The 17,740-nt window shown below is 66.1% G+C and carries 20 protein-coding genes; 9 read left to right on the forward strand and 11 right to left on the reverse strand.

Going from position 1 to position 17,740, the window contains the following annotated elements:
- Positions 1 to 349 precede the first annotated feature (349 nt).
- A complete protein-coding gene (locus ACFU4Z_RS03740; RefSeq protein ID WP_379059494.1) occupies positions 350 to 757 on the forward strand; it encodes an SdpI family protein in 408 nt (135 codons plus the stop codon).
- 116 nt (positions 758 to 873) lie between these two features.
- On the opposite strand, the gene ACFU4Z_RS03745 is transcribed toward ACFU4Z_RS03740, so the two are convergent.
- The 5 genes from ACFU4Z_RS03745 to ACFU4Z_RS03765 form a co-directional block, all read right to left on the reverse strand.
- Positions 874 to 1,257 (reverse strand): cupin domain-containing protein, encoded by a 384-nt coding sequence (locus ACFU4Z_RS03745; RefSeq protein ID WP_379059496.1) that lies wholly within the window; start codon positions 1,255 to 1,257, stop codon positions 874 to 876.
- 112 nt (positions 1,258 to 1,369) lie between these two features.
- Positions 1,370 to 2,431 carry an aminotransferase class I/II-fold pyridoxal phosphate-dependent enzyme gene (locus tag ACFU4Z_RS03750; protein WP_379059497.1) on the reverse strand — a complete coding sequence of 354 codons (1,062 nt, stop codon included), beginning with the start codon at positions 2,429 to 2,431 and terminating at the stop codon, positions 1,370 to 1,372.
- Positions 2,428 to 3,480, reverse strand: a complete 1,053-nt coding sequence (locus tag ACFU4Z_RS03755) for a 3-oxoacyl-ACP synthase III family protein (RefSeq protein WP_379059498.1) — start codon at positions 3,478 to 3,480, stop codon at positions 2,428 to 2,430. The genes ACFU4Z_RS03750 and ACFU4Z_RS03755 overlap by 4 nt, the downstream gene beginning before the upstream one ends.
- A gap of 14 nt (positions 3,481 to 3,494) precedes the next feature.
- The gene (locus tag ACFU4Z_RS03760; RefSeq protein WP_379060314.1) at positions 3,495 to 4,151 is read right to left on the reverse strand and encodes an SRPBCC family protein; all 657 of its coding nucleotides are present in this window, start codon (positions 4,149 to 4,151) and stop codon (positions 3,495 to 3,497) included.
- A gap of 2 nt (positions 4,152 to 4,153) precedes the next feature.
- Positions 4,154 to 5,845 carry a thiamine pyrophosphate-binding protein gene (locus ACFU4Z_RS03765; RefSeq protein WP_379059499.1) on the reverse strand — a complete coding sequence of 564 codons (1,692 nt, stop codon included), beginning with the start codon at positions 5,843 to 5,845 and terminating at the stop codon, positions 4,154 to 4,156.
- A gap of 198 nt (positions 5,846 to 6,043) precedes the next feature.
- On the opposite strand from ACFU4Z_RS03765, the gene ACFU4Z_RS03770 reads away from it, so the two are divergent.
- The 3 genes from ACFU4Z_RS03770 (at position 6,044) to ACFU4Z_RS03780 (ending at position 8,438) form a co-directional block, all read left to right on the forward strand.
- Positions 6,044 to 6,562, forward strand: coding sequence for an EXLDI protein (locus ACFU4Z_RS03770; protein WP_379059501.1), 519 nt, complete (start codon positions 6,044 to 6,046; stop codon positions 6,560 to 6,562).
- A gap of 131 nt (positions 6,563 to 6,693) precedes the next feature.
- Positions 6,694 to 7,671 (forward strand): ATP-binding cassette domain-containing protein, encoded by a 978-nt coding sequence (locus ACFU4Z_RS03775; RefSeq protein WP_379059502.1) that lies wholly within the window; start codon positions 6,694 to 6,696, stop codon positions 7,669 to 7,671.
- Positions 7,668 to 8,438, forward strand: coding sequence for an ABC transporter permease (locus ACFU4Z_RS03780; protein WP_379059503.1), 771 nt, complete (start codon positions 7,668 to 7,670; stop codon positions 8,436 to 8,438). Before ACFU4Z_RS03775 ends, ACFU4Z_RS03780 begins: the two co-directional genes overlap by 4 nt.
- Before the next feature lie 69 nt (positions 8,439 to 8,507).
- Here the strand turns inward: ACFU4Z_RS03780 and ACFU4Z_RS03785 are convergent, their stop codons facing one another.
- The 3 genes from ACFU4Z_RS03785 to ACFU4Z_RS03795 all read right to left on the reverse strand — a co-directional run bounded on the left by ACFU4Z_RS03785 (position 8,508) and on the right by ACFU4Z_RS03795 (position 10,434).
- Complete coding sequence (locus ACFU4Z_RS03785; RefSeq protein WP_379059504.1) at positions 8,508 to 9,221, reverse strand: anti-sigma factor family protein; 714 nt, start codon at positions 9,219 to 9,221, stop codon at positions 8,508 to 8,510.
- Positions 9,218 to 9,727: a sigma-70 family RNA polymerase sigma factor gene (locus tag ACFU4Z_RS03790; RefSeq protein WP_379059506.1), complete on the reverse strand. Its 510-nt coding sequence runs from the start codon at positions 9,725 to 9,727 to the stop codon at positions 9,218 to 9,220. The genes ACFU4Z_RS03785 and ACFU4Z_RS03790 overlap by 4 nt, the downstream gene beginning before the upstream one ends.
- Before the next feature lie 62 nt (positions 9,728 to 9,789).
- On the reverse strand, positions 9,790 to 10,434 hold the full coding sequence (locus tag ACFU4Z_RS03795; RefSeq protein WP_379059507.1) for a YqgE/AlgH family protein: 645 nt from the start codon (positions 10,432 to 10,434) through the stop codon (positions 9,790 to 9,792).
- Between the two features lie 349 nt (positions 10,435 to 10,783).
- Between ACFU4Z_RS03795 and ACFU4Z_RS03800 the strand changes: the two genes are divergently transcribed.
- Positions 10,784 to 11,545 carry a lysophospholipid acyltransferase family protein gene (locus ACFU4Z_RS03800; RefSeq protein WP_379059508.1) on the forward strand — a complete coding sequence of 254 codons (762 nt, stop codon included), beginning with the start codon at positions 10,784 to 10,786 and terminating at the stop codon, positions 11,543 to 11,545.
- On the opposite strand, the gene ACFU4Z_RS03805 is transcribed toward ACFU4Z_RS03800, so the two are convergent.
- The gene (locus tag ACFU4Z_RS03805; RefSeq protein WP_379059509.1) at positions 11,539 to 11,850 is read right to left on the reverse strand and encodes a GNAT family N-acetyltransferase; all 312 of its coding nucleotides are present in this window, start codon (positions 11,848 to 11,850) and stop codon (positions 11,539 to 11,541) included. The genes ACFU4Z_RS03800 and ACFU4Z_RS03805 overlap by 7 nt on opposite strands.
- A gap of 158 nt (positions 11,851 to 12,008) precedes the next feature.
- Here ACFU4Z_RS03805 and ACFU4Z_RS03810 point away from each other — a divergent pair, with 158 nt between their 5' ends.
- Positions 12,009 to 13,598 carry an alpha/beta hydrolase gene (locus tag ACFU4Z_RS03810; RefSeq protein WP_379059511.1) on the forward strand — a complete coding sequence of 530 codons (1,590 nt, stop codon included), beginning with the start codon at positions 12,009 to 12,011 and terminating at the stop codon, positions 13,596 to 13,598.
- A 37-nt stretch (positions 13,599 to 13,635) separates the two neighbouring features.
- Positions 13,636 to 14,757, forward strand: coding sequence for a glycerate kinase (locus ACFU4Z_RS03815; RefSeq protein WP_379059512.1), 1,122 nt, complete (start codon positions 13,636 to 13,638; stop codon positions 14,755 to 14,757).
- 37 nt (positions 14,758 to 14,794) lie between these two features.
- On the opposite strand, the gene ACFU4Z_RS03820 is transcribed toward ACFU4Z_RS03815, so the two are convergent.
- Positions 14,795 to 15,148 carry a winged helix-turn-helix transcriptional regulator gene (locus tag ACFU4Z_RS03820; protein WP_379059513.1) on the reverse strand — a complete coding sequence of 118 codons (354 nt, stop codon included), beginning with the start codon at positions 15,146 to 15,148 and terminating at the stop codon, positions 14,795 to 14,797.
- Between the two features lie 140 nt (positions 15,149 to 15,288).
- Here ACFU4Z_RS03820 and ACFU4Z_RS03825 point away from each other — a divergent pair, with 140 nt between their 5' ends.
- Both ACFU4Z_RS03825 and ACFU4Z_RS03830 read left to right on the forward strand, forming a co-directional pair.
- Complete coding sequence (locus tag ACFU4Z_RS03825) at positions 15,289 to 16,182, forward strand: NAD(P)-dependent oxidoreductase (protein ID WP_379060316.1); 894 nt, start codon at positions 15,289 to 15,291, stop codon at positions 16,180 to 16,182.
- 457 nt (positions 16,183 to 16,639) lie between these two features.
- Entirely contained in the window at positions 16,640 to 17,164 is a 525-nt protein-coding gene (locus ACFU4Z_RS03830; protein WP_379059515.1) for a hypothetical protein, read from the forward strand.
- A gap of 276 nt (positions 17,165 to 17,440) precedes the next feature.
- Here the strand turns inward: ACFU4Z_RS03830 and ACFU4Z_RS03835 are convergent, their stop codons facing one another.
- Positions 17,441 to 17,722, reverse strand: coding sequence for a pyrimidine/purine nucleoside phosphorylase (locus ACFU4Z_RS03835; protein WP_379059517.1), 282 nt, complete (start codon positions 17,720 to 17,722; stop codon positions 17,441 to 17,443).
- Positions 17,723 to 17,740 lie beyond the last annotated feature (18 nt).

Genomic DNA, 17,740 nt, shown 5'->3' on the forward strand with positions numbered 1-17,740 from the left:
TTATTCGCCGATCCCCGTCATAACTACGCCTATCAGGGTAGAACGTCCGGGTAGCAGTACCGAAAATCGGGCCGGACCGGGATTCCCGCAGCGCACCCGCCGCGGTATCCGGTGTGCCTCGCGGCGCTCGGCCGAACGCGTTGGTGCTCTTGTGCCGCAGCGGGTTCCGGACATTCCCACCGGTCGGAACAAATCTCGGGCACCCGGCGATCTCGGGTGGTTGCTGTGCTCACCGGTGGCGGGCCGGCAATGTGGAATGCGCCTGTCCGGGGTGCTGCGGCGGCGGGTGCTGGACGGTTGCGGGGGAGCGGCCCTTCGCTGCTCGATGACAGTGCGATAGCCTTCTCGGGTGTTCGTCGTCGCTCTTGTCCTGTTCGTGCTGGCCCTCGTGGCTATCGCGACCGGCGTGCTCGGACTGACCGGCAAGCTCCCGCGCAATCGCGTCGTCGGGGTGCACACCGAAGCCGCTCTCCACGACGAAGAGACTTTCCGTATCGCGAACCGTGTCGCCGCGCCCACCTCGGTGGCGGCAGGGGCCCTGCTCTTCGCCGGTGGTCTCGTCGCAATGGCCGCGGGCGCGGTCCCCGGCTTGATCGTGGCCGCGGGCACTGCCGTCGTCGCGCTCTTCACCCTCGGTGCGGGTGCCAATGCCGCCGCGCAGGCGGTCGCCGACCTGGTTCCCGCCGAGGAAGCCGGCGGTTGTGGCCAGTCCTGCGGTGCGTGCTCGCTGCGCGACGCCTGCTTACCCGCGAGCTGATCGCCGGGCGAATCCGGTCGAGCCTGCGCTGATCACACTTTCCGGCACTGTCCTGTTCCGGCGTTGCCCCGAGCCTTCTGACGTCGCACCGAGTCTTGTGGCGCGCCGCGGCCTGCTCAGTCGGCGCAGGCCGGCGGGGGCACGCTGTGTGAGAGCGGACTCCCCGCGGGATTGAGATAGAGCACGAACAGGGTGACCGGAGTGGTCCCGCGATTGCGGGCGACATGGGGATGGTCCGGGCCGCTGGGTTCTCTGAACAGACGGCCGCGCCGATAGGTGACCGGCGTGCAATCCGCGTAGGGATGGTCGAGGGTGCCACGTGCGACGAAGACGACCAGGGTGCCGTCGTGATAGTGCCAGCCGCTGGTGCCACCTGGCTCGATGACCGTCTGACGTGCGATGAACTCGCGTCGGCCGATGGTGAAACGGGCCAGCACCCGGCTGGCCGTGCGGTGGGCAGGCGCCGCATTCGGGCGCAGGCCGCGATCACACCGGATCATCACCGCTCCATGGAACCATCCACGGCTGTTCGAGCGGTGCGCGCCGGGTACCAGCGCAACGGTCACCCTTGCGCGGCGCTGCGCACGGGCGGCCCGCGTCGGCTGGTCGCTACTACGAAGCCTCCGGTATCGGATCGAATGCACGGTGTGGGTGGAGAGCGTGCAAGACGGCGTCGGCTGCCTCGGGATCCCCCACCGCGATGCGGGCGCTCCCATCGGTATAGGACTTCGCGGCGATGCCTGCCCGGCGCAACGCCGTCGCGACACCGGGACCGGGTAGATACAGAAAATTGGCGTGGCTGCGTAGCACCGTGACACCGCGCAGGCATAACGCGTTCCGCAGCGTCTCCCGCTCGGCCGTGATGCGCACGATGCGCGCGGCGAGTTCAGGTCCGGCAGCGTAGGACGCGGCTACCGCGGCCACCGCCGCCGAACTCACCCCGAAAGGCAGCTGCAGCCTGCGCACTCGGCTGATCAGCTCCCGGCTTCCGAAGACGTATCCGATGCGCAGCCCCGCCAGCCCGTACGCCTTCGAGAAGGTGCGAAGCACCAGCAGATTCGGGTGCCTGCGCAGCAGCGCGACGGTGTCGATCTGATCGGCGCGGCCCAAGAATTCGGCATACGCCTCGTCGAGGATCACCGGCACCCGCCGCGGCACAGCGCGCAGGAAGGTCTGCAACAGTCTGCTCGAAATCACTGTGCCCGTCGGATTGTGCGGCCGGCACACCACCACCAGCCCGGTGCGTTTGTCGACGGCCCGTGCGATGGCGGGCAGATCCTGGTTGCCACCCGCGTCCAGCGGCACCGGGACGACGTCGAGCCCGGCCATCTCGGCCATGATCGGATAACCGTCGAAGGTCGGCGATCCGTAGACGATCCCGGCGCCCGGCGTGGTGAGCGCCTGGATGATCTGCATGGCCACCCCCGTCGCACCGGAACCGACGACGACTTGATCGGAGTGCACGCCGACGCGGTCGGCGATCAGCTTCGGCAACCGCAGCGGCAAGAACTCCGGATACCGATTGGCGTGCGCGAGTACGCCATTCACCGCCGACAACACCGAAGGCAGTGGCGGGAAAGGATTCTCGCTCAAGCTCAGATCGAATCGAGGCTGCGCCCGCTCTTGGTGGTGTTGTCGCGACGGCAGCGTGCCGTCGGCCAGTTCCACGGTCATCGCGCCGCGCCCCAGCGCACCGCTGCCGCGCCCGCGAAATCGCCGGCATGCGCGAACGCCGACATCAGTACCACCGATCCGTTGCGCAGCCTGCCCGCCCGGTTCTCCGCATCGAGGGTGACCGGAATGCCCGCGGCGAACAGGTTTCCGCACTGATCGAAGGTGTCGGGGTGGCGTTCGTCGGGCAGTTCGAGCGCGTCGTGCCAGTTGCGCAGGAACAGCCGGTTCGGTTGATTGGTGACGAAGGTGTCGATATCGCGCCCCTTCACACCGATCCGATCGCACACCGCGAGCGCCACCTCGGGCACCAGGCGGTTGCCGCGCGCGAACACCTTGGTGATCTTCGATTCGGTGAAGCTGACGCAGCCCTGGCCTTCGCCCGGCTCCCAGTACTTGCGCTCGCCATTGGTGGAGAACGACATATCCCCGGCGAACTCGGGATAGGTGCGGCATTCGATATCGAGGATCGGTGCGCTGTCGTCCTTGACCAGCAGTCCGACGCCGCATCCGTCGCCGGGCACCGGAGCCGCCGCGAGCTTGCGGATATCGGGCTGGGTGAACACTGGGCCCGCGCAGTTCGCCGTTGCCGCGATGAGGGCGGTGCGAGCATTGGTGGTTTGCAGGATCATTCGCGCCATCGCCATCATGTGCACAAAGGCCGCGCAGCCGCCGTTGTGCACGTCGTAGACGAATCCGGGGCGGGCGCCGAGCCTGCGCGCCACTTCCGGCCCACACCCCATCACCGGGTTGTCCGGCAGCTGAGTGTGCGTGATCAGCACGTCGATGTTCGAAAGCAGTTGTGCGCCGTGCCGTTCGATCAGCGGTGCGACGGCGCGCTCGACCATATCCACCGCCGTCTTGTCCCGGTCCACATGATGGCGAGCCTTGGGCGAACGGAACATGACATTCTTCGCCATCCGGTCCGAGCGGCTGAACTGCGTGAAGTATTCGGTGCCGACCGGATCGCCGGGCAGATAGCTGGCCACATCCACCAGACTGACCGTCGGCAGTCGGGGGGCGTCGGGGTCGAGTTCGTTGGTGCTCGTCATTGCCATCGAATGTCTCACTTCATCCAGTCGGGCTTGATGGGCATGCCGTTGGCCGCGCGGTACTCGCAGATTGCCTTGAGGTTGTCCATTTCCAGCTGATGACCGGCGGAGAACATCTCCCAGAAATCGCCGACCCACACCGGGCGCTTGGCAGGCGCGGTTTCGGGATAGGGATTCTCGTCGTAGAAGGGGTGCTTGCAGTTGACCCACAGGACAACCGAACCCGGCTTGTTGAACACCACCTGCGCGTCGATCACCCGAAGCAGATAGACCATCCACAGGTGCTGGCCCTGGTCCCAGGCACAGTGGTAGTCGACGGTCATGCCGTCCTGATGCGCGACGGTGCGGGTGAAGATCTTGGTGGCGTCGCCGAGGCGGTCGTAGGCCAGCCACAGGCCGGGTTCCTCGGTCTCGACGAACCCGCGCAGGCTATAGGTCCACTCTTCCAGTGACCTGGTGTCGGCGAGGTACTCGAATACCTCTTGCGGCGGTGCCGCGATATATGCCTGCACCGGGCAGTATTCACCGAAGATCTGATCGTGCGGATAAACCGACCGCAGCATGTCCATGATGATCGGCGTGGTCGTGTCCTTGTCGGAGTTCTCGATTCGCAGCACGCCGGGGAGGACCTCCTCCGGGATATCGCTGAGTGCGGGCAGGGCGGCGCTGATGGTCACGGTGTGCTCCTAGAGGCTTCCAATGTGGACAGGAACGGAATAAAGGGCGGAACTTCGTCGGGGTCACAGTCGATCGAAATGAACGACGGCCCTTCGGTTTCGGTGCACGGCCCCAGTGCGGCGGCCAGTTCTTGCGGTGTCCGCACCGAGTAGGCGGGCAGGTCGGGGAACATGGCGGCGATGCCTGCTCCGATATGAGTCGGCTGGAATCGGTTGAAGCTGTAGCGATCCCGGTAGTAGAGCTGCTCGCGGGTGACGCACATGGCGTGCGCGTTGTTGTTGAGGACGATGAAGGTGACCGGCAGTGCGTGCTCTACCGCGGTGTGCAGTTCCATGCCGTGCATGAAGAACGCGCCGTCGCCTGCGATGACGACCGTTCGCCTCGGTCCGTCCGGCCCGCGATGGCGGGCGAAGGCCGAGCCGATGCCCGCGCCGAAGGCATAGCCCATACCGCCCATGCCGAGGGCGACGACGAACCGGCCGCCGCGCGGCACCCGCAAGTGGTGCACCACCGCGGCGCCGGTGTTGCCTGCGTCGGCGAAGACATCGGTGCCTTCCGGCAGTGCCGTCTCGATCGTCTCGACGAGCTCGCGGTAGCGCAGGCCTGGTCCGCTCGCCTCGGGAACCTGCAGTGGTGTCGGCGGATTCGCGGCGATGCGGGCCCCGTCGGCGGTCGCGGCGACGGCGGCGAACTCGTCCGCGAGTTCCGCCAGCGTGATGGCCAGGTTGGTGCTGGTGGCATGGATCGCGGGCAGGTGTGGCGCGCTGACACCGATGCTCGCCACGGGGCAGCCTTGGAGCAGCTCGTCCAATCCGGTGCGCGCGGTGATCGGCATCGCAGTGCCGACGAGCAGGCACAGCGCCGCCGAGCGGATCGCCGCCGCGAGTTCCGGATGTCCCATGCTTCCCGCGACACCACAGAATCCGGCATCGGTGTTGTCGTAGACATCCTTGGCATCCGGCGCGACGCCGACGACCGCGTCCAATGTGGTTGCCAGCCAGGCCAGTTCGCCGCGGGCATCGTCGCGCGCCACCTGATCGCCCGCGATGATCACGATCTTCCCGGTTCGCCGCGCCGTGGTGAGCGCGGTGCGCACGCCGGCGATGCCGTGCTCGTTGCCGCGTAGTCCTTGTGGTTCCCACCGGAACGGCGGGATGCCGTCCATGCTCGACTGCTGCACGTCTTTGGGCAGCAGGAGGACGGCGGGCCCGCCGCGCCGGGCGGCGCCGACCGCCCTCGCGAGCTGCTCTGGAAGGTCGGCGCTGGTCTGCACGCGTGCGCAGTACTGGCTGATCTCGCTGAACATCCGGACCGCGTCGATGGTGCCCGCGTGTCCGCTGGTGTCCTGGAAGGCGCCGTGCCCTTCCAGTCCGGTCGGCGGCTGACCGACCAGCGCCAGGACCGGAACTCGCGAGGCGAACGATTCTGCGAGCCCCGCAACGAGATTCATCGCGCCACCGCCGGACGTCGCGCAGACGACGCCGAGCCCGCTGGTCGAACGGGCATAGCCGTCGGCCATTGTCGCCGCGGAGAATTCGTGCTTCGCGACCACGCCGGTGACGTCGTACGGCGCATCGAAAATGGCGTCGTACAGGTCTTCGATGTTCGCGCCGTCGACTCCGAAGATGTGTCGTACTCCTAGAGTCGAAACCGCTTGCACCAGATAATCCACGACCCTGCCGGGCATTCGACTCTCCTTCTCGCGGCGACCGGAAATGTGCAGCACACACGAGCGATCACGCATCGCGTATACCTGAGATACGGGTGGGCCCGGCCGCCGGTTCAATACATCGCGCAAGATGTAGATCACCGCGGTCGCGCGGGGGAATCGCCAGGCGGACACGCAGGCCTTGCGTGTACGTATACATCTACGTATAGTTGGGTCATGCCCAACAAGACGATCTATGTTGCCGATGACGATCTTGCGCTCTTCCAGCGAGCGCAGGAGCTGGTCGGCGGCAATCTTTCAGGGGCGGTAACCACGGCGCTGCGCCGGTTCATCGAGCTGGAAGAGGGCAGGCTGGAGGGCTACGACGAGGTAGTGCTCCGGGTCGGCCACAACGGCGTACGCCAGGTCCGATTCTCCGGCGCGCTGTTGGGCGAATGGCGCGATGTCAACGAGCAGCGCATCGAGCACGTCCAGGTCTATCGCAGCAGAAAGGGCAAGTTCGTCATGCATGCCCAGTATTCGCACTGGGACGAGTATCCGGAGTCCAGCAAAAACTGGCTCAAGGATCTGACGAACTGGCGTCGCATGCTCGGCGTCGGCGATCAGGATTGGGGCGATTTCATCCTGGAGATCGTCGACACCCTCGGCGAGCTGAAGGGGAAGATCCCGGACAAGCTGTATGAGCGGGTGGCGGGCATCGCGGACCGTCCACCGGTCGAGGAGCTCGATATCTAGCCGAATCTCCCGCAAGAACAACAAACCACAACTCACTCGACAGGCGTTTCGCCGCACCGGATCCCCTGGGGCGGTGGCGGTAAAACATGCTCACATTCGCATTGATTCATGAATGATTCGAAAGGAAGGCCATGACGAATGGTCACCGCGCCCTCGCCATTTCGGCGCTGGGTCTGCGTAAATCGTTCGGCGAGCACGTGGTGCTCGACGACATCGACATCACGGTCCCGCAGGGGACGGTCTACTCGATGCTCGGTCCCAACGGGGCGGGCAAGACCACCACGGTGCAGATCCTGACCACACTCATCCGCGCCGACGCCGGTGAGATCCGGGTCGACGGTTACGACCTGACGACCGAAGTCGACAAGGTGCGCGCCGGGATCGGTGTGACCGGGCAGTTCTCCGCGGTCGACGAGCTGCTGACCGGTCGCGAGAATCTGATCCTGATGGGCGATCTGCACCATCTGCCCCGGCGAGAGACCAAGCGCCTGGCCACGGATCTGCTCGAACGCTTCGACCTGGTCGAAGCGGCGGACAAGACCGCGGCCACCTACTCCGGCGGCATGACCAGGCGGCTGGACCTGGCGATGACGCTGGTGGGCGATCCGCGCATCATCTTCCTCGACGAGCCGACCACCGGCCTCGACCCGCGCAGCAGGCGGGGGATGTGGGACATCATTCGCAGCCTGGTCAACGACTTCAATGTCACCGTCTTCCTCACCACCCAGTACTTGGAGGAGGCCGATCAGCTCGCCGACCGGATCGCGGTCCTCGACCACGGCAAAATCGTTGCCGAAGGCACTGCGGCGGAACTGAAGCGACTGGTCCCCGGCGGTCACATCCGACTGGAGTTCGCCGACCGGTCCGGACTCGACACCGCCGCTCGCGTACTCGGTCCCACCGCGCGTGTTGTCGAGGATGCGGGGGACGACGACCTCGCGTTGTTGGTGCCGAGCGACGGCGGCGTCAAGTCGCTGCGCGCCGTGCTCGACCGGCTCGACCTCGAACGGGTCGACGTCGAGGGGCTTTCGGTGCACACCCCGAACCTCGACGACGTTTTCCTCACCCTCACCGGCCAGCCCACCGCGGAAAAGGAGCCTGCGCGATGACCAACATGTCCCTTGCGCTGACGGACTCGGCAACGATGTTGCGGCGCAACATGCTTCATGCCAAGCGCTACCCCAGCCTGACCTTCAGCGTCATCATCATGCCGATCGTCCTGTTGTCGGTCTTCACTTTCGTGTTCGGTGGCGCGCTGGAGAAGTCCTCGGGCGGTAAGTACATCGACTACCTGACCCCGGGCATGCTGCTGATGATTCCGGCGTACATCACGGCAGCGGTGGCGGTGTCCATCGCCACCGACAAAACCAAGGGCATCGTCAACAGGTTCCGCGTCATGGCGATCGCACCGTCTTCGTTCCTCACCGGGAATGTGATCGGCGCGCTGATCCAGGCCATGCTCGGTGTCGTTGCCATGGTCGGGTTCGCAGTGCTCATCGGCTTCCGGCCGTCGGCGAATGCCGTCGAATGGATCGCCGCGTTCGGGCTGCTCGCCATGTTGACCTTCGCGCTCATCTGGCTCGCGGTGGGGATGGGCCTGGTCGCGTCGAGTCCGGAGAGCGCGAGCAATATGCCCTTTCCGCTGATCATGCTGCCGTTCCTCGGCAGCGGACTGGTCGCCACCGACACCATGCCGGTCGTCATGCGCCAGTTCGCCGAGTATCAGCCGTTCACGCCGATCACCGAGACTGTGCGCGGCCTGCTCATGGGCTCCGAGATCGGCGACAACGGCATCATCTCGGTCGCCTGGTGCATCGGTCTCGCGCTGGTCGGCTACCTCTGGTCGACCTCGGTCTTCCGCAAGCAGACCCGCTGAGTTTCCCCGCTGAATTCGACTCGGCCACTACCGATCCCCCGCCGCTGCCGGTGGGGGATCGGCGCGTTGTCAGACCGTGCCGACGAGCAGCCGCTCGCCGGTGGCCACGGACCTGATCTCGACACTGCGGATCTGGTCCGGGGCGGCGTCGAGGGTGCGGTCGATGGTCAGTTCGGTGCCGGGCCCGGCGGGCCACTGATCGAGCTCGGTCTGCTTGCCGTCGCTGCCGAAGACGAACAAGGCGTACTTCCAGGTGTACCTCTGGTCGCTGGCGCCGTAGCTGCACGTCATGATGATGCGGGTCCTGCCTTCGGCGGCAACGAGTTTGAAGCTGGCCGAGATCGGCGTCGGCTGCAACGGTTGCATGCTGCGCTCCGCGACGACCTGGTCGGCGGTCGACGGGGTGTCCGAGGAGACGACCGTGTAGACCACCGGAACCGCGATGGCCACTGCCGCGGCGGCGGCGGCCACCGCGGCGCCGATGGAGACCCATCTGCTGCGCCTGCGACGCCGTTGCTCCGCGTCCACGAGCCTGGGCAGCAACTCGGGCACCGGCGGATTCGGCTCCGGCGCAGCGTCCTCCGGTGCGGCGATCATCGCGAGCGCGGTCTCGGTGTCGACGAGGGCGAGCATTCCCGGTACACCGGCAAGGTCGGCTACGGCGGCTTGGCAGGCCGGACAGCGGGTGAGATGCTCCTCGTATTCCCTGCGCTCGGTCCTGGTCAGGGAGCCGAGCACATAAGGCGCATCCCACGTGGTGTAGTCATGTGCGGTATCCGTCATTGGTTCGTCACCCCCATCTCCTGTAGTGCCAGCCGTAGGGCCCGCATGCCGTAGTGCATCCGTGACTTCACCGTTCCAGCGGGAATGTCGAGTTCCGCCGCGATCTGGTGGGTGGAAAGCCCTCGATAGTAGGCGCGCACGATCACCTCGCGATGATCGACGCTGAGCCTGGCCAACGCGTCCGCGACCAGCCACCCGTCCAAGGCCCGATCGGCCTGGTCCGGCGCGGCCTGCTCCGGCGGGCTGTCGGTGCGGAGCTCGCGGCGATTGCGAGCGCTGCGGTGTTCATCCACGGCGAGATTCCTGGCGACGGTGAACAACCACGCGCGCGCCGACATGGTCGACTGATCCAGCACGTTCGGTCGTTGCCATGCCCGCAACAACGTTTCCTGCACGATGTCCTCGGCCCGGCCTGGGTCTCGAACCAGACCGAGTGTGTACCTCCATAGCGCTGACGCGTGCTCCTGATAAAGCACTCGCAGTAGTTCGGCCTGGTCGTCGGGCATTTGTCACCTCCCGCTCAACCCACGACACAGCCCGGGTTCTTGGTTCAACGCGCGGGCGCATGTCAATTGCGCTCTAGTTCGATCGGGTGCGTGGCCAGTAGCGAAAGGGGCAGTGGCTGGCGGCGCAGCACGTGGGCCCATAGATCGGGGCGGCCGGTGCTGATCGGGTCCGAGGGCAGCGCCGAAAGCACGATCCAGTCGTCATTCTGCAGTTCACCCTCCAGCTGCCCGAAGGTCCAGCCCGCGTAGCCCGCGAAAATTCGCAGGCCCTCGATCAGCGGGCCGATCTGCTCGGGGTCCGCGTCGAGATCGACGAGCACCACCCGGCCATCGATCCGGCGCAGCCCACGCACCCCGGCGATCGAGGCGCCGACTCGGACCGTGCCGAGGCACAGCGCCGCGTCCCGCTTGACCGGGCCGCCGATGAACAGGGTGCGTGGCGCCGCCGCGGCGTCGGTCCATTTGGGGAGCACGTCGTGCACCGCGGTGTCGCTCGGGCGGTTGAGCACGACGCCCAAGCTGCCCGCCTCGTTGTGTTCGATGATGTAGACGACAGTGCGCCGGAAGGTCGGTTCGACGAGTTCGGTTGCCGAGACCAGCAGAGTGCCCGCCCGAACGACCTGCTCGCCGTGCCGGGCATCGCGCCGCTTTCGGTCGCCGTGCCCGCCGTGAGTTTGCCTCTCATCCGGGTCATCTGCGCGTGCCACCCCGCCATCATCGCACTGGCGCGGATCATTCGTCGGTCAAGCGGGGTGCCCGATTCGGGGAACACCGGCGAGCGCGGCACAGCGGCCGGGACAGCGCCCGCGGGGAGAAGCGAACGGGCCGTGCGACGAGCAGCGGGTTAGGCGGCTGGTTCGCCTTCGTTCGGTCCGGCGCGATTGTCGATGGACTCGGTCCGGCGGTGTCGCTGGGCGGCTGCCATGCCTTCGTTCGGTCCGGCGCGATTGTCGATGGACTCGGTCTGGTGGCGTCGCTGGGCGGCTGCCATGCCTTCGTTCGGTCCGGCGCGACTGGCGACGCGCTCCGCCTGGCAGTGGCATTAGAGTCGGCGACATGGAACGGCCCGAGGTTCTCCTCGACAATGCGGATGCTGTGTACGACTTCTATCGCGATCACCGGCAGAATCGCCTCAAGGCATGGGGCGCCTACGCACTGCTCGGGCGTCGATATCATCCCCGGGTCGTCTACGCCGATGGTGCGCGTGAGCTGCTGCACGACCTGATCGCCCAGGGGCGGCCGTTACTCGTCGCGATCAACCATCTCTCGGAATCCGATCCGTATACCGTCGCCGCCGCGGCATGGCACAGCGAAATACGCCGGGTGATCGGCCGGATCCGGGTGTTGGCCAAGGACGAGCTTTTCCTCGATCCCGACCAGCGCCGCAAGGTCGACATGATGGGCGGGATCCCGGTGTTCCGCGGCAAGGACCACGGCCTGCGGGCGGTGAACGCGGCCGGTCAGCGCATGATCGATATCTGTGCCGAGCGGATGGCGGCCGGTGACGGCATCGCTGTCTTTCCCGAAGGCACCTGCAACGACGTCGACCAGACCCGGGTGCAGGCCGTCGGCAGCGGGATCGGGCACATCGCATTCCGCGCGATGAAGCTCGGGGCCGCGCCGGCGCTGGTCAGCATGGGTCTGAGCTACGGAACGCGACCGGATCCCGCCGTTGCGGTCACCAAGGAGGAGGCCAAGTCGGCCAGCGTCTACCTCGGGATGCCGATCACCGAGCTGCCCGCCCGTCCCGCGGAGATCGCCCGGCTGGTGCACACGGATCTGCAGCGGGCGCTAGACGGCGCCGTTGCCGCCTACTGAGGCAATCCGAGTCGCTCACGCGCCCAGTGCGGCACCATCACCAGAAACCCGGGCCGGGTTTCGATGAAGTGATGCACCATCGGGCACATCGGCAAGGCGCCGAAACCCTCTTCATGGGTGTTGCGCAGCGCGGCCTCGACCAGTACGCGACCGTAGCCCTGGCCCTCGTGCCGCGGATAGATCTCGGTGTGCACGAACGCACGTTCGGAAGCGGTGTCCTGATATTCGGCGAAACCGGCGATGGCGCCGTCGACATAAATCTCGTAGCGTTCCAGTGCCGTGTTGTTACGGACCTCAGTCGACATGGCTCGACGCTACTCTGATGTCCCCGAATCACCATGCTTCGCACCACGCGCCTGGTGAAATCTCGCCCTCGACTTGTCTGCCGGGCCCGGACTGGCAGAATGCTCTTGGTCGCGTCGGACGCTCCGCCAGGAGCGGCGGCCCGGCGGAGGTACGAAAGATGATGAGGACACTGCGTATTTCGCGGGTGGCGGCCGCACTGGTCGCGGCGAGCTTGCTCGGCGGATCGATCGCGACGGGACTGGCCGACGCCGCGCCCGTCGCAGCCTTCGGGGCCTGCCCGGATGGGGCGGTCATGCCGGAGCGCGGTGTGCAATGTGCCGTCGTCTCGGTGCCGATGAATTACGCGGACCCGAACGGGCCGCGGATCGAACTGACCGTCAGCCGGATCGCGGCGACGCAGGAGCGCCACGGCGTCATCATGGCCAACCCCGGCGGGCCCGGCGCGGACACACTCGACTATTGGGCGCGGCGTCTCGATACGCTGCCCACCGAGCTCAACGCCCACTACGACCGCGTCGCCGTGCAGCCGCGCGGCCTGCGCTGGGCCACCCCGCTTCGCTGCCCCGCCGACGCGAATGCCGCTGAGGGCGAGCAGGTTTCGCTCGGTGGCGGCAGTCGCGATGCCATCAAGAAAGCCTGCGACGCCGCGCTGCCCGGCTACCTGGACACCATCACCACCGAGAGCACGGCCCGCGACCTGGACGAGGTGCGCGCGGCGCTCGGAGTGGAGCGAATCAGCTACCTCGGCATCTCCTACGGCACCTACCTCGGCGCGGTCTACGCCTCGCTGTTTCCCGCGCACGTCGATCGGATGGTGTTGGACTCCAACGTCAATCCCGACTGGGTGTGGACCGAGGAATTCGCCCAGCAACAGGTGGCCGGCAAGCAGCGCCTCGACGACCTGTTCACCTGGATCGCCGAGCACGACGGCAAGTACCGCCTCGGCGACACCGCATTCCAGGTCTATCAGAACTGGGTGCGACTGGTCGCCGACCAGGGCGGCGGCTGGTACGCCAACCTGACCCCGCCGCCCGCGAGCGTCTCCGATCTGCCGGGCAGGCTGCCGGAGCCGATCGCCGAGATCGCCCGCGATGGCTTCAACGGCAGCATGGAGCAGGCGGGCAAGGTGCAGAATCTATTGCGCACCTTGATTTCCGGCGGCGCTTCCGCGCAGGTGCCGCTGGTCGGCGCGACCGCGGTCGCCACCTACACCCGCACCTTCTGGCCGGTCTTCGCCAAGGCGATGGCCGACGCGAACGCCGATCCGGCCAACGTGGCGCAGTTGCGCGCGATCGAGGGCGCGACCAGCACCGATCCCACCGGCCGCTTTGTCTTCGCCGCCATCACCTGCAACGAGAACGCCGTGCCCGGCAGGCCCGAGCTGCTCGGCGCCGCGGTCGGCACCATCGCCTCCGGCGGCAATGCCATGGACGCCCGCGCCGATATGGTCCGTTCCGGAATGACCTGCGGGTCCTGGCGTCCGGTGGCCAAGCCGGTGCCGATCGCGGGCCGGGACCTGCGCACCCCGCCGCTGCTGCTGCAGAGCAGGCACGACGCATTGACGAAATACGAGGGCGGACCGGCGATGGCTCGCGCGCTCAACGGATCGTTGATCACCGTCGAAGGCGGCGATCACGGCACCTTCGGGCGTGGCAACTCTGTTCTCGACGAGGCCGTCATGACCTACCTGCGCACCGGCCAGGTCACCATCAGCATCGCCGATCAGGCCCCGCTGCCGACCAACTGACGTGCGAGGGCCCGGCGCGCGCGGCGACAATGTGGAGATGACCCCCGCGCCCCGAGTGCTGATCGCCCCGGACAAGTTCAAGGGATCGTTGACCGCACCCGAGGTGGCGGCGGCGTTGGCCGCGGGCATCACCCGTGCCGCGCCGGAGGCGGAGATCCAACAGGTCCCGGTCGCCGACGGCGGCGACGGCACCGTCGACGCCTTCGTCGCCGCGGGCTGGGAACGCGTCGAGGTGGCCGCACCGGGCCCGACCGGTGAACCGTCGACCGCGCCCTACGCGGTGCGCGGCGCGACCGCGGTCATCGAACTCGCCGCCGCGGTCGGATTGGTGAAACTTCCTGGCGGACGGCTCGATCCACTCGGCGCGAGCACCGAAGGGCTCGGCATCGTCATCGCGCACGCGCTGGACCGGGGTGTCACGAATATCGTGCTCGGTCTCGGCGGCAGCGCGTCGACCGACGGCGGAGCGGGCATGCTGCGAGCGCTCGGAGCCAGGGTGCTCGACCATGACGACCACGAATTACCCACCGGCGGAGCCGCTTTGGCTCACGCGGCACGGCTGGACCGATCCGGATTGCATCCCCGCATCGCCGCCACCGAATTCACCGTGGCCTGCGATGTCGACAATCCGCTACTCGGCCCGACCGGCGCGGCCGCGGTGTATGCGCCGCAAAAGGGCGCAACCGCCGACGACCTTCCGATTCTCGAAGCGGCGCTGGCCAATTGGGCGAACATCGTCGGCACGAATTTCGCCGACCACCCCGGCGCGGGCGCTGCGGGCGGAACCGGATTCGGCGCACTCGCCGTGCTCGGCGCTCAGGTCCGCAGCGGCATCGAGGTCATCCTCGAGCTGCTCGATTTCCCGACCCGCCTCGACGGCGCGACCCTCGTCATCACCGGTGAAGGCTCCCTCGATGCCCAGAGCCTGCATGGCAAGGCCCCGATCGGCGTCTGCGAGGCGGCGCGTAAAGCCGGTATCCCGACGGTCGCCGCGGTGGGTCGCACGCTGCTCACCCCGACCGAGATCCGCGCGGGCGGCTTCACGGCCTGCTATTGCCTTGCCGAGCTAGAACCGGACAGCGTGCGGTCGATGGCCGAGGCGGCACCGCTGCTCGAGCGAATCGGTGCACAGATCGCTGTGGACAACCTGCGGAAATGATCGACGCCGGTTGGCGTGGCGGCAGGCGAATTCGCTGTCAGCCGACGGAAGCCAAGAGGTTTTCGCTCAGCTCGTGGCGGTTCTTGTCGCCCCACGCCTCCAGCGGGCGCAGCGCGACGGCGAGTTCCTCACCGAGCGGAGTGAGGGAGTACTCCACGCGTGGTGGGATTTCGGGAAAGACCTCGCGGTGGACGATGCCGCTGGACTCGAGTTGCCGGAGGTTCTCCGCGAGGACCTTTTCGCTGACGCCTTCCAGCAGGCGGCGGATCTGGCCGAAACGCTGTGGACCCGCGCCGAGGACCCACATCAGATGCAGTTTCCACTTGCCGCCGACCACGTCGATCGCGAGGGACATGCCACACACATCTTCGTGATCCGTATCACTGCTCATGTCCACCGTGCTCCTTCTGACCCTATTTCGAACCTTTAGGTAAGCAACCCCACCTGAACGTTCGGTCTTCCCGACTCTACCTGCGGCAACGACTATTGATCACGGCGCCGACAGCAACCGATCGAGAACAGAAGAGGCACATAATGTCCGAGCAGAAAAGCATTCGCTCCGTGTCCGTCGTCGGCCTCGGGCCGATGGGGCAGGCGATGGTGCGGGCCTTCCTGGCGGCAGGCATCGAGGTGACGGTGTGGAATCGGAGCACCGCCAAGGTCGACGCGATGGTCGAACTCGGCGCCGAGCGCGCCGCCACCGTTGCCGAGGCGCTGGAGGCCAACGAGGTGACTGTGCTCAGCCTCACCCACTACGCCGCCATGTACGACGTGCTCGGTCCGGCCACCGGCCAGCTGGCGGGCAAGGTCATCGCCAATCTGTCGTCGGACTCGCCGGAGAAGGCGAGGGCGGGCGCGATCTGGGTGCGTTCGCATGGGGCACAGTTCATTTCGGGTGGTGTGATGTCGGCGGGTGACAACATCGTGCACCCCGCCTCCTACATCTTCTACAGCGGTCCGCGGGATGTTTTCGAGGCGCACGCCGAACTCTTGCGTCCGCTGAGCCCGCAGGAGTACCTGGGCGAAGACGACGGCCTGGCCCAGGTCTTCTACCAGGCGCTGCTGACCATCTTCCATCCATGGCTGCTCGCCTTCGACCAGGCAACAGCCGTGATCGAGCGCTCCGGTCACGACATCGACCAGTTCGTACCGTTCGCCATCCGGTCCAGCGAGGCGTTCCCCTACTTCATGACCGAATTCTCCGTAGCCAACAAGGCGGGCGGCTGGGCCGACCTGGCGAGCCTGAAGATGATGGATGCCGGTGCGCAGCACATCATCGATGCCAGCGAGGAAGTCGGCGTCGACGCGACGTTCTCGCATACCGCACAGGCCTACTGGCGCAAGGCCCTTGCCGCCAGCGAGCAAGCGGGCAAGGCGGTGTCCACCTACGAGCTCATCCGCGGCCCGCGGGCAGCCGAGGCGTAGTGGCAGGGCCGGTCCGGCTTGCTCAGGCCGAGACCGGCTACACCGCTCGGCAGCCGACGGGTCCCCCTACGTATGGGGCCAGCTAAGGGAACTCGATATATTCGACGTCCGAAACGTTCGGTCCAGCCCGCTGCACCATACTTCCTGACGACTGGAGCCATGGGATGATGAACCTCCGGGTGAATCCGCCACGGGGAACGCGCCGAGGACTCTTTGTCCCGGATGCCCACCGCACTCCAGTGTCCGGCCTGCGCGCCGGTAAACGATCCGTCCGCGCAAAGTGAATCCAGCTCAGCGGCTTCTTATGACGATGCTCGGAAGAACGAAACAAGAAGTGCTCTCGGCTGCGGAATTCAGGCAGCGATTCCTGGAAGTCAATGCGGACAGGATCAGGGAAGACCTCCGAATCAAACAAGAAGCAGACAGGATGGGATCGACTGCCGTCAGGAGTGTCCCGATGCCCGAGGAGATCCAACTCTTCCATGCGGCAGTTCGCAAACACTCCTACGAGCATTCTTCCGATAGGACTCAGAAGGTTCCCAAAGGCTTTACGGAGACAGATCGCGAGATAATGTCCAATTATCTCGGAGATGGCTTCAGAAATACCAATCTGCAACTCAGGGCAGGCAACTCGGCCGCGGGATATCACCTGCGAGGAACGTTGTCCAAGTTTGATCCCTACACTGGAATCGGATTCCGAGGTGTCGACTTCCCGGATGGAATCCTCGAATTGTATCAGCGGGGGAATATTGTGACCGAGAAAGGATTCGTCAGCGCCTCGAAACACTTGGAGGGCGCGAAGCCGCAGCCGACGCTGATACGAGTGCTTTCGAAAACGGGAAGAGACGTGAGTGAGTACTCCCAAAAATATCACCGTGAAGCTGAATTCATATTTTTGCCCAATACGTCATTCTTAGTTCTCGATCGGCAGAATCCCACCCGTCATGATGAAAGGACTATTCTCGACATCATGGAATTATGAGGCTTACTGATCCAACGCAGCTATGCGATGTGCCGGAAACGGTGGCCCGAGATGGACGTGATCTGCGGATCGCTCCCGCTGCCGCTGGACGAGTACATCCGGAGCATCGGCAAGGTCGATCGTGTGATCAACGTGCTGGCGGTTGACACTCGGCGAATCTGGGTCTATCCGGAAAACGGATGGGCGATCGAACACGACGTACCCGATCCGGTTCGTGCAGCCGAAGCCCGGACCTGCTGGAACAGACGAAACCCAGCCGGAAGTGACGGCCTGCCGTCAGCGGTACTCGCACAGGTAGGCGGTCTCGACCTCCACCTTGACCTGGAACTTGCTATCGGCAGGCACGGTGAATTGTGTTCCCGCCGCGAAGGTTTCCCACGCATCGCTGCCGGGCAGCTGAACGGTGAGCGCGCCGGAGACGACCTGCATGATCTCGAGCTGGGAGGTGCCGAACTCGTACTCGCCGACGGCCATGACGCCGACGGTCGCCGGTCCCTGCGGCGATGTGAAGGCGATCGACGTGACGTTGCCCTCGAAGTACACGTTGACCTTGAACAATGCGGCTCCTCGAACTCG

The organism is Nocardia sp. NPDC057440 (assembly GCF_042802915.1).
Lineage (GTDB): Bacteria > Actinomycetota > Actinomycetes > Mycobacteriales > Mycobacteriaceae > Nocardia.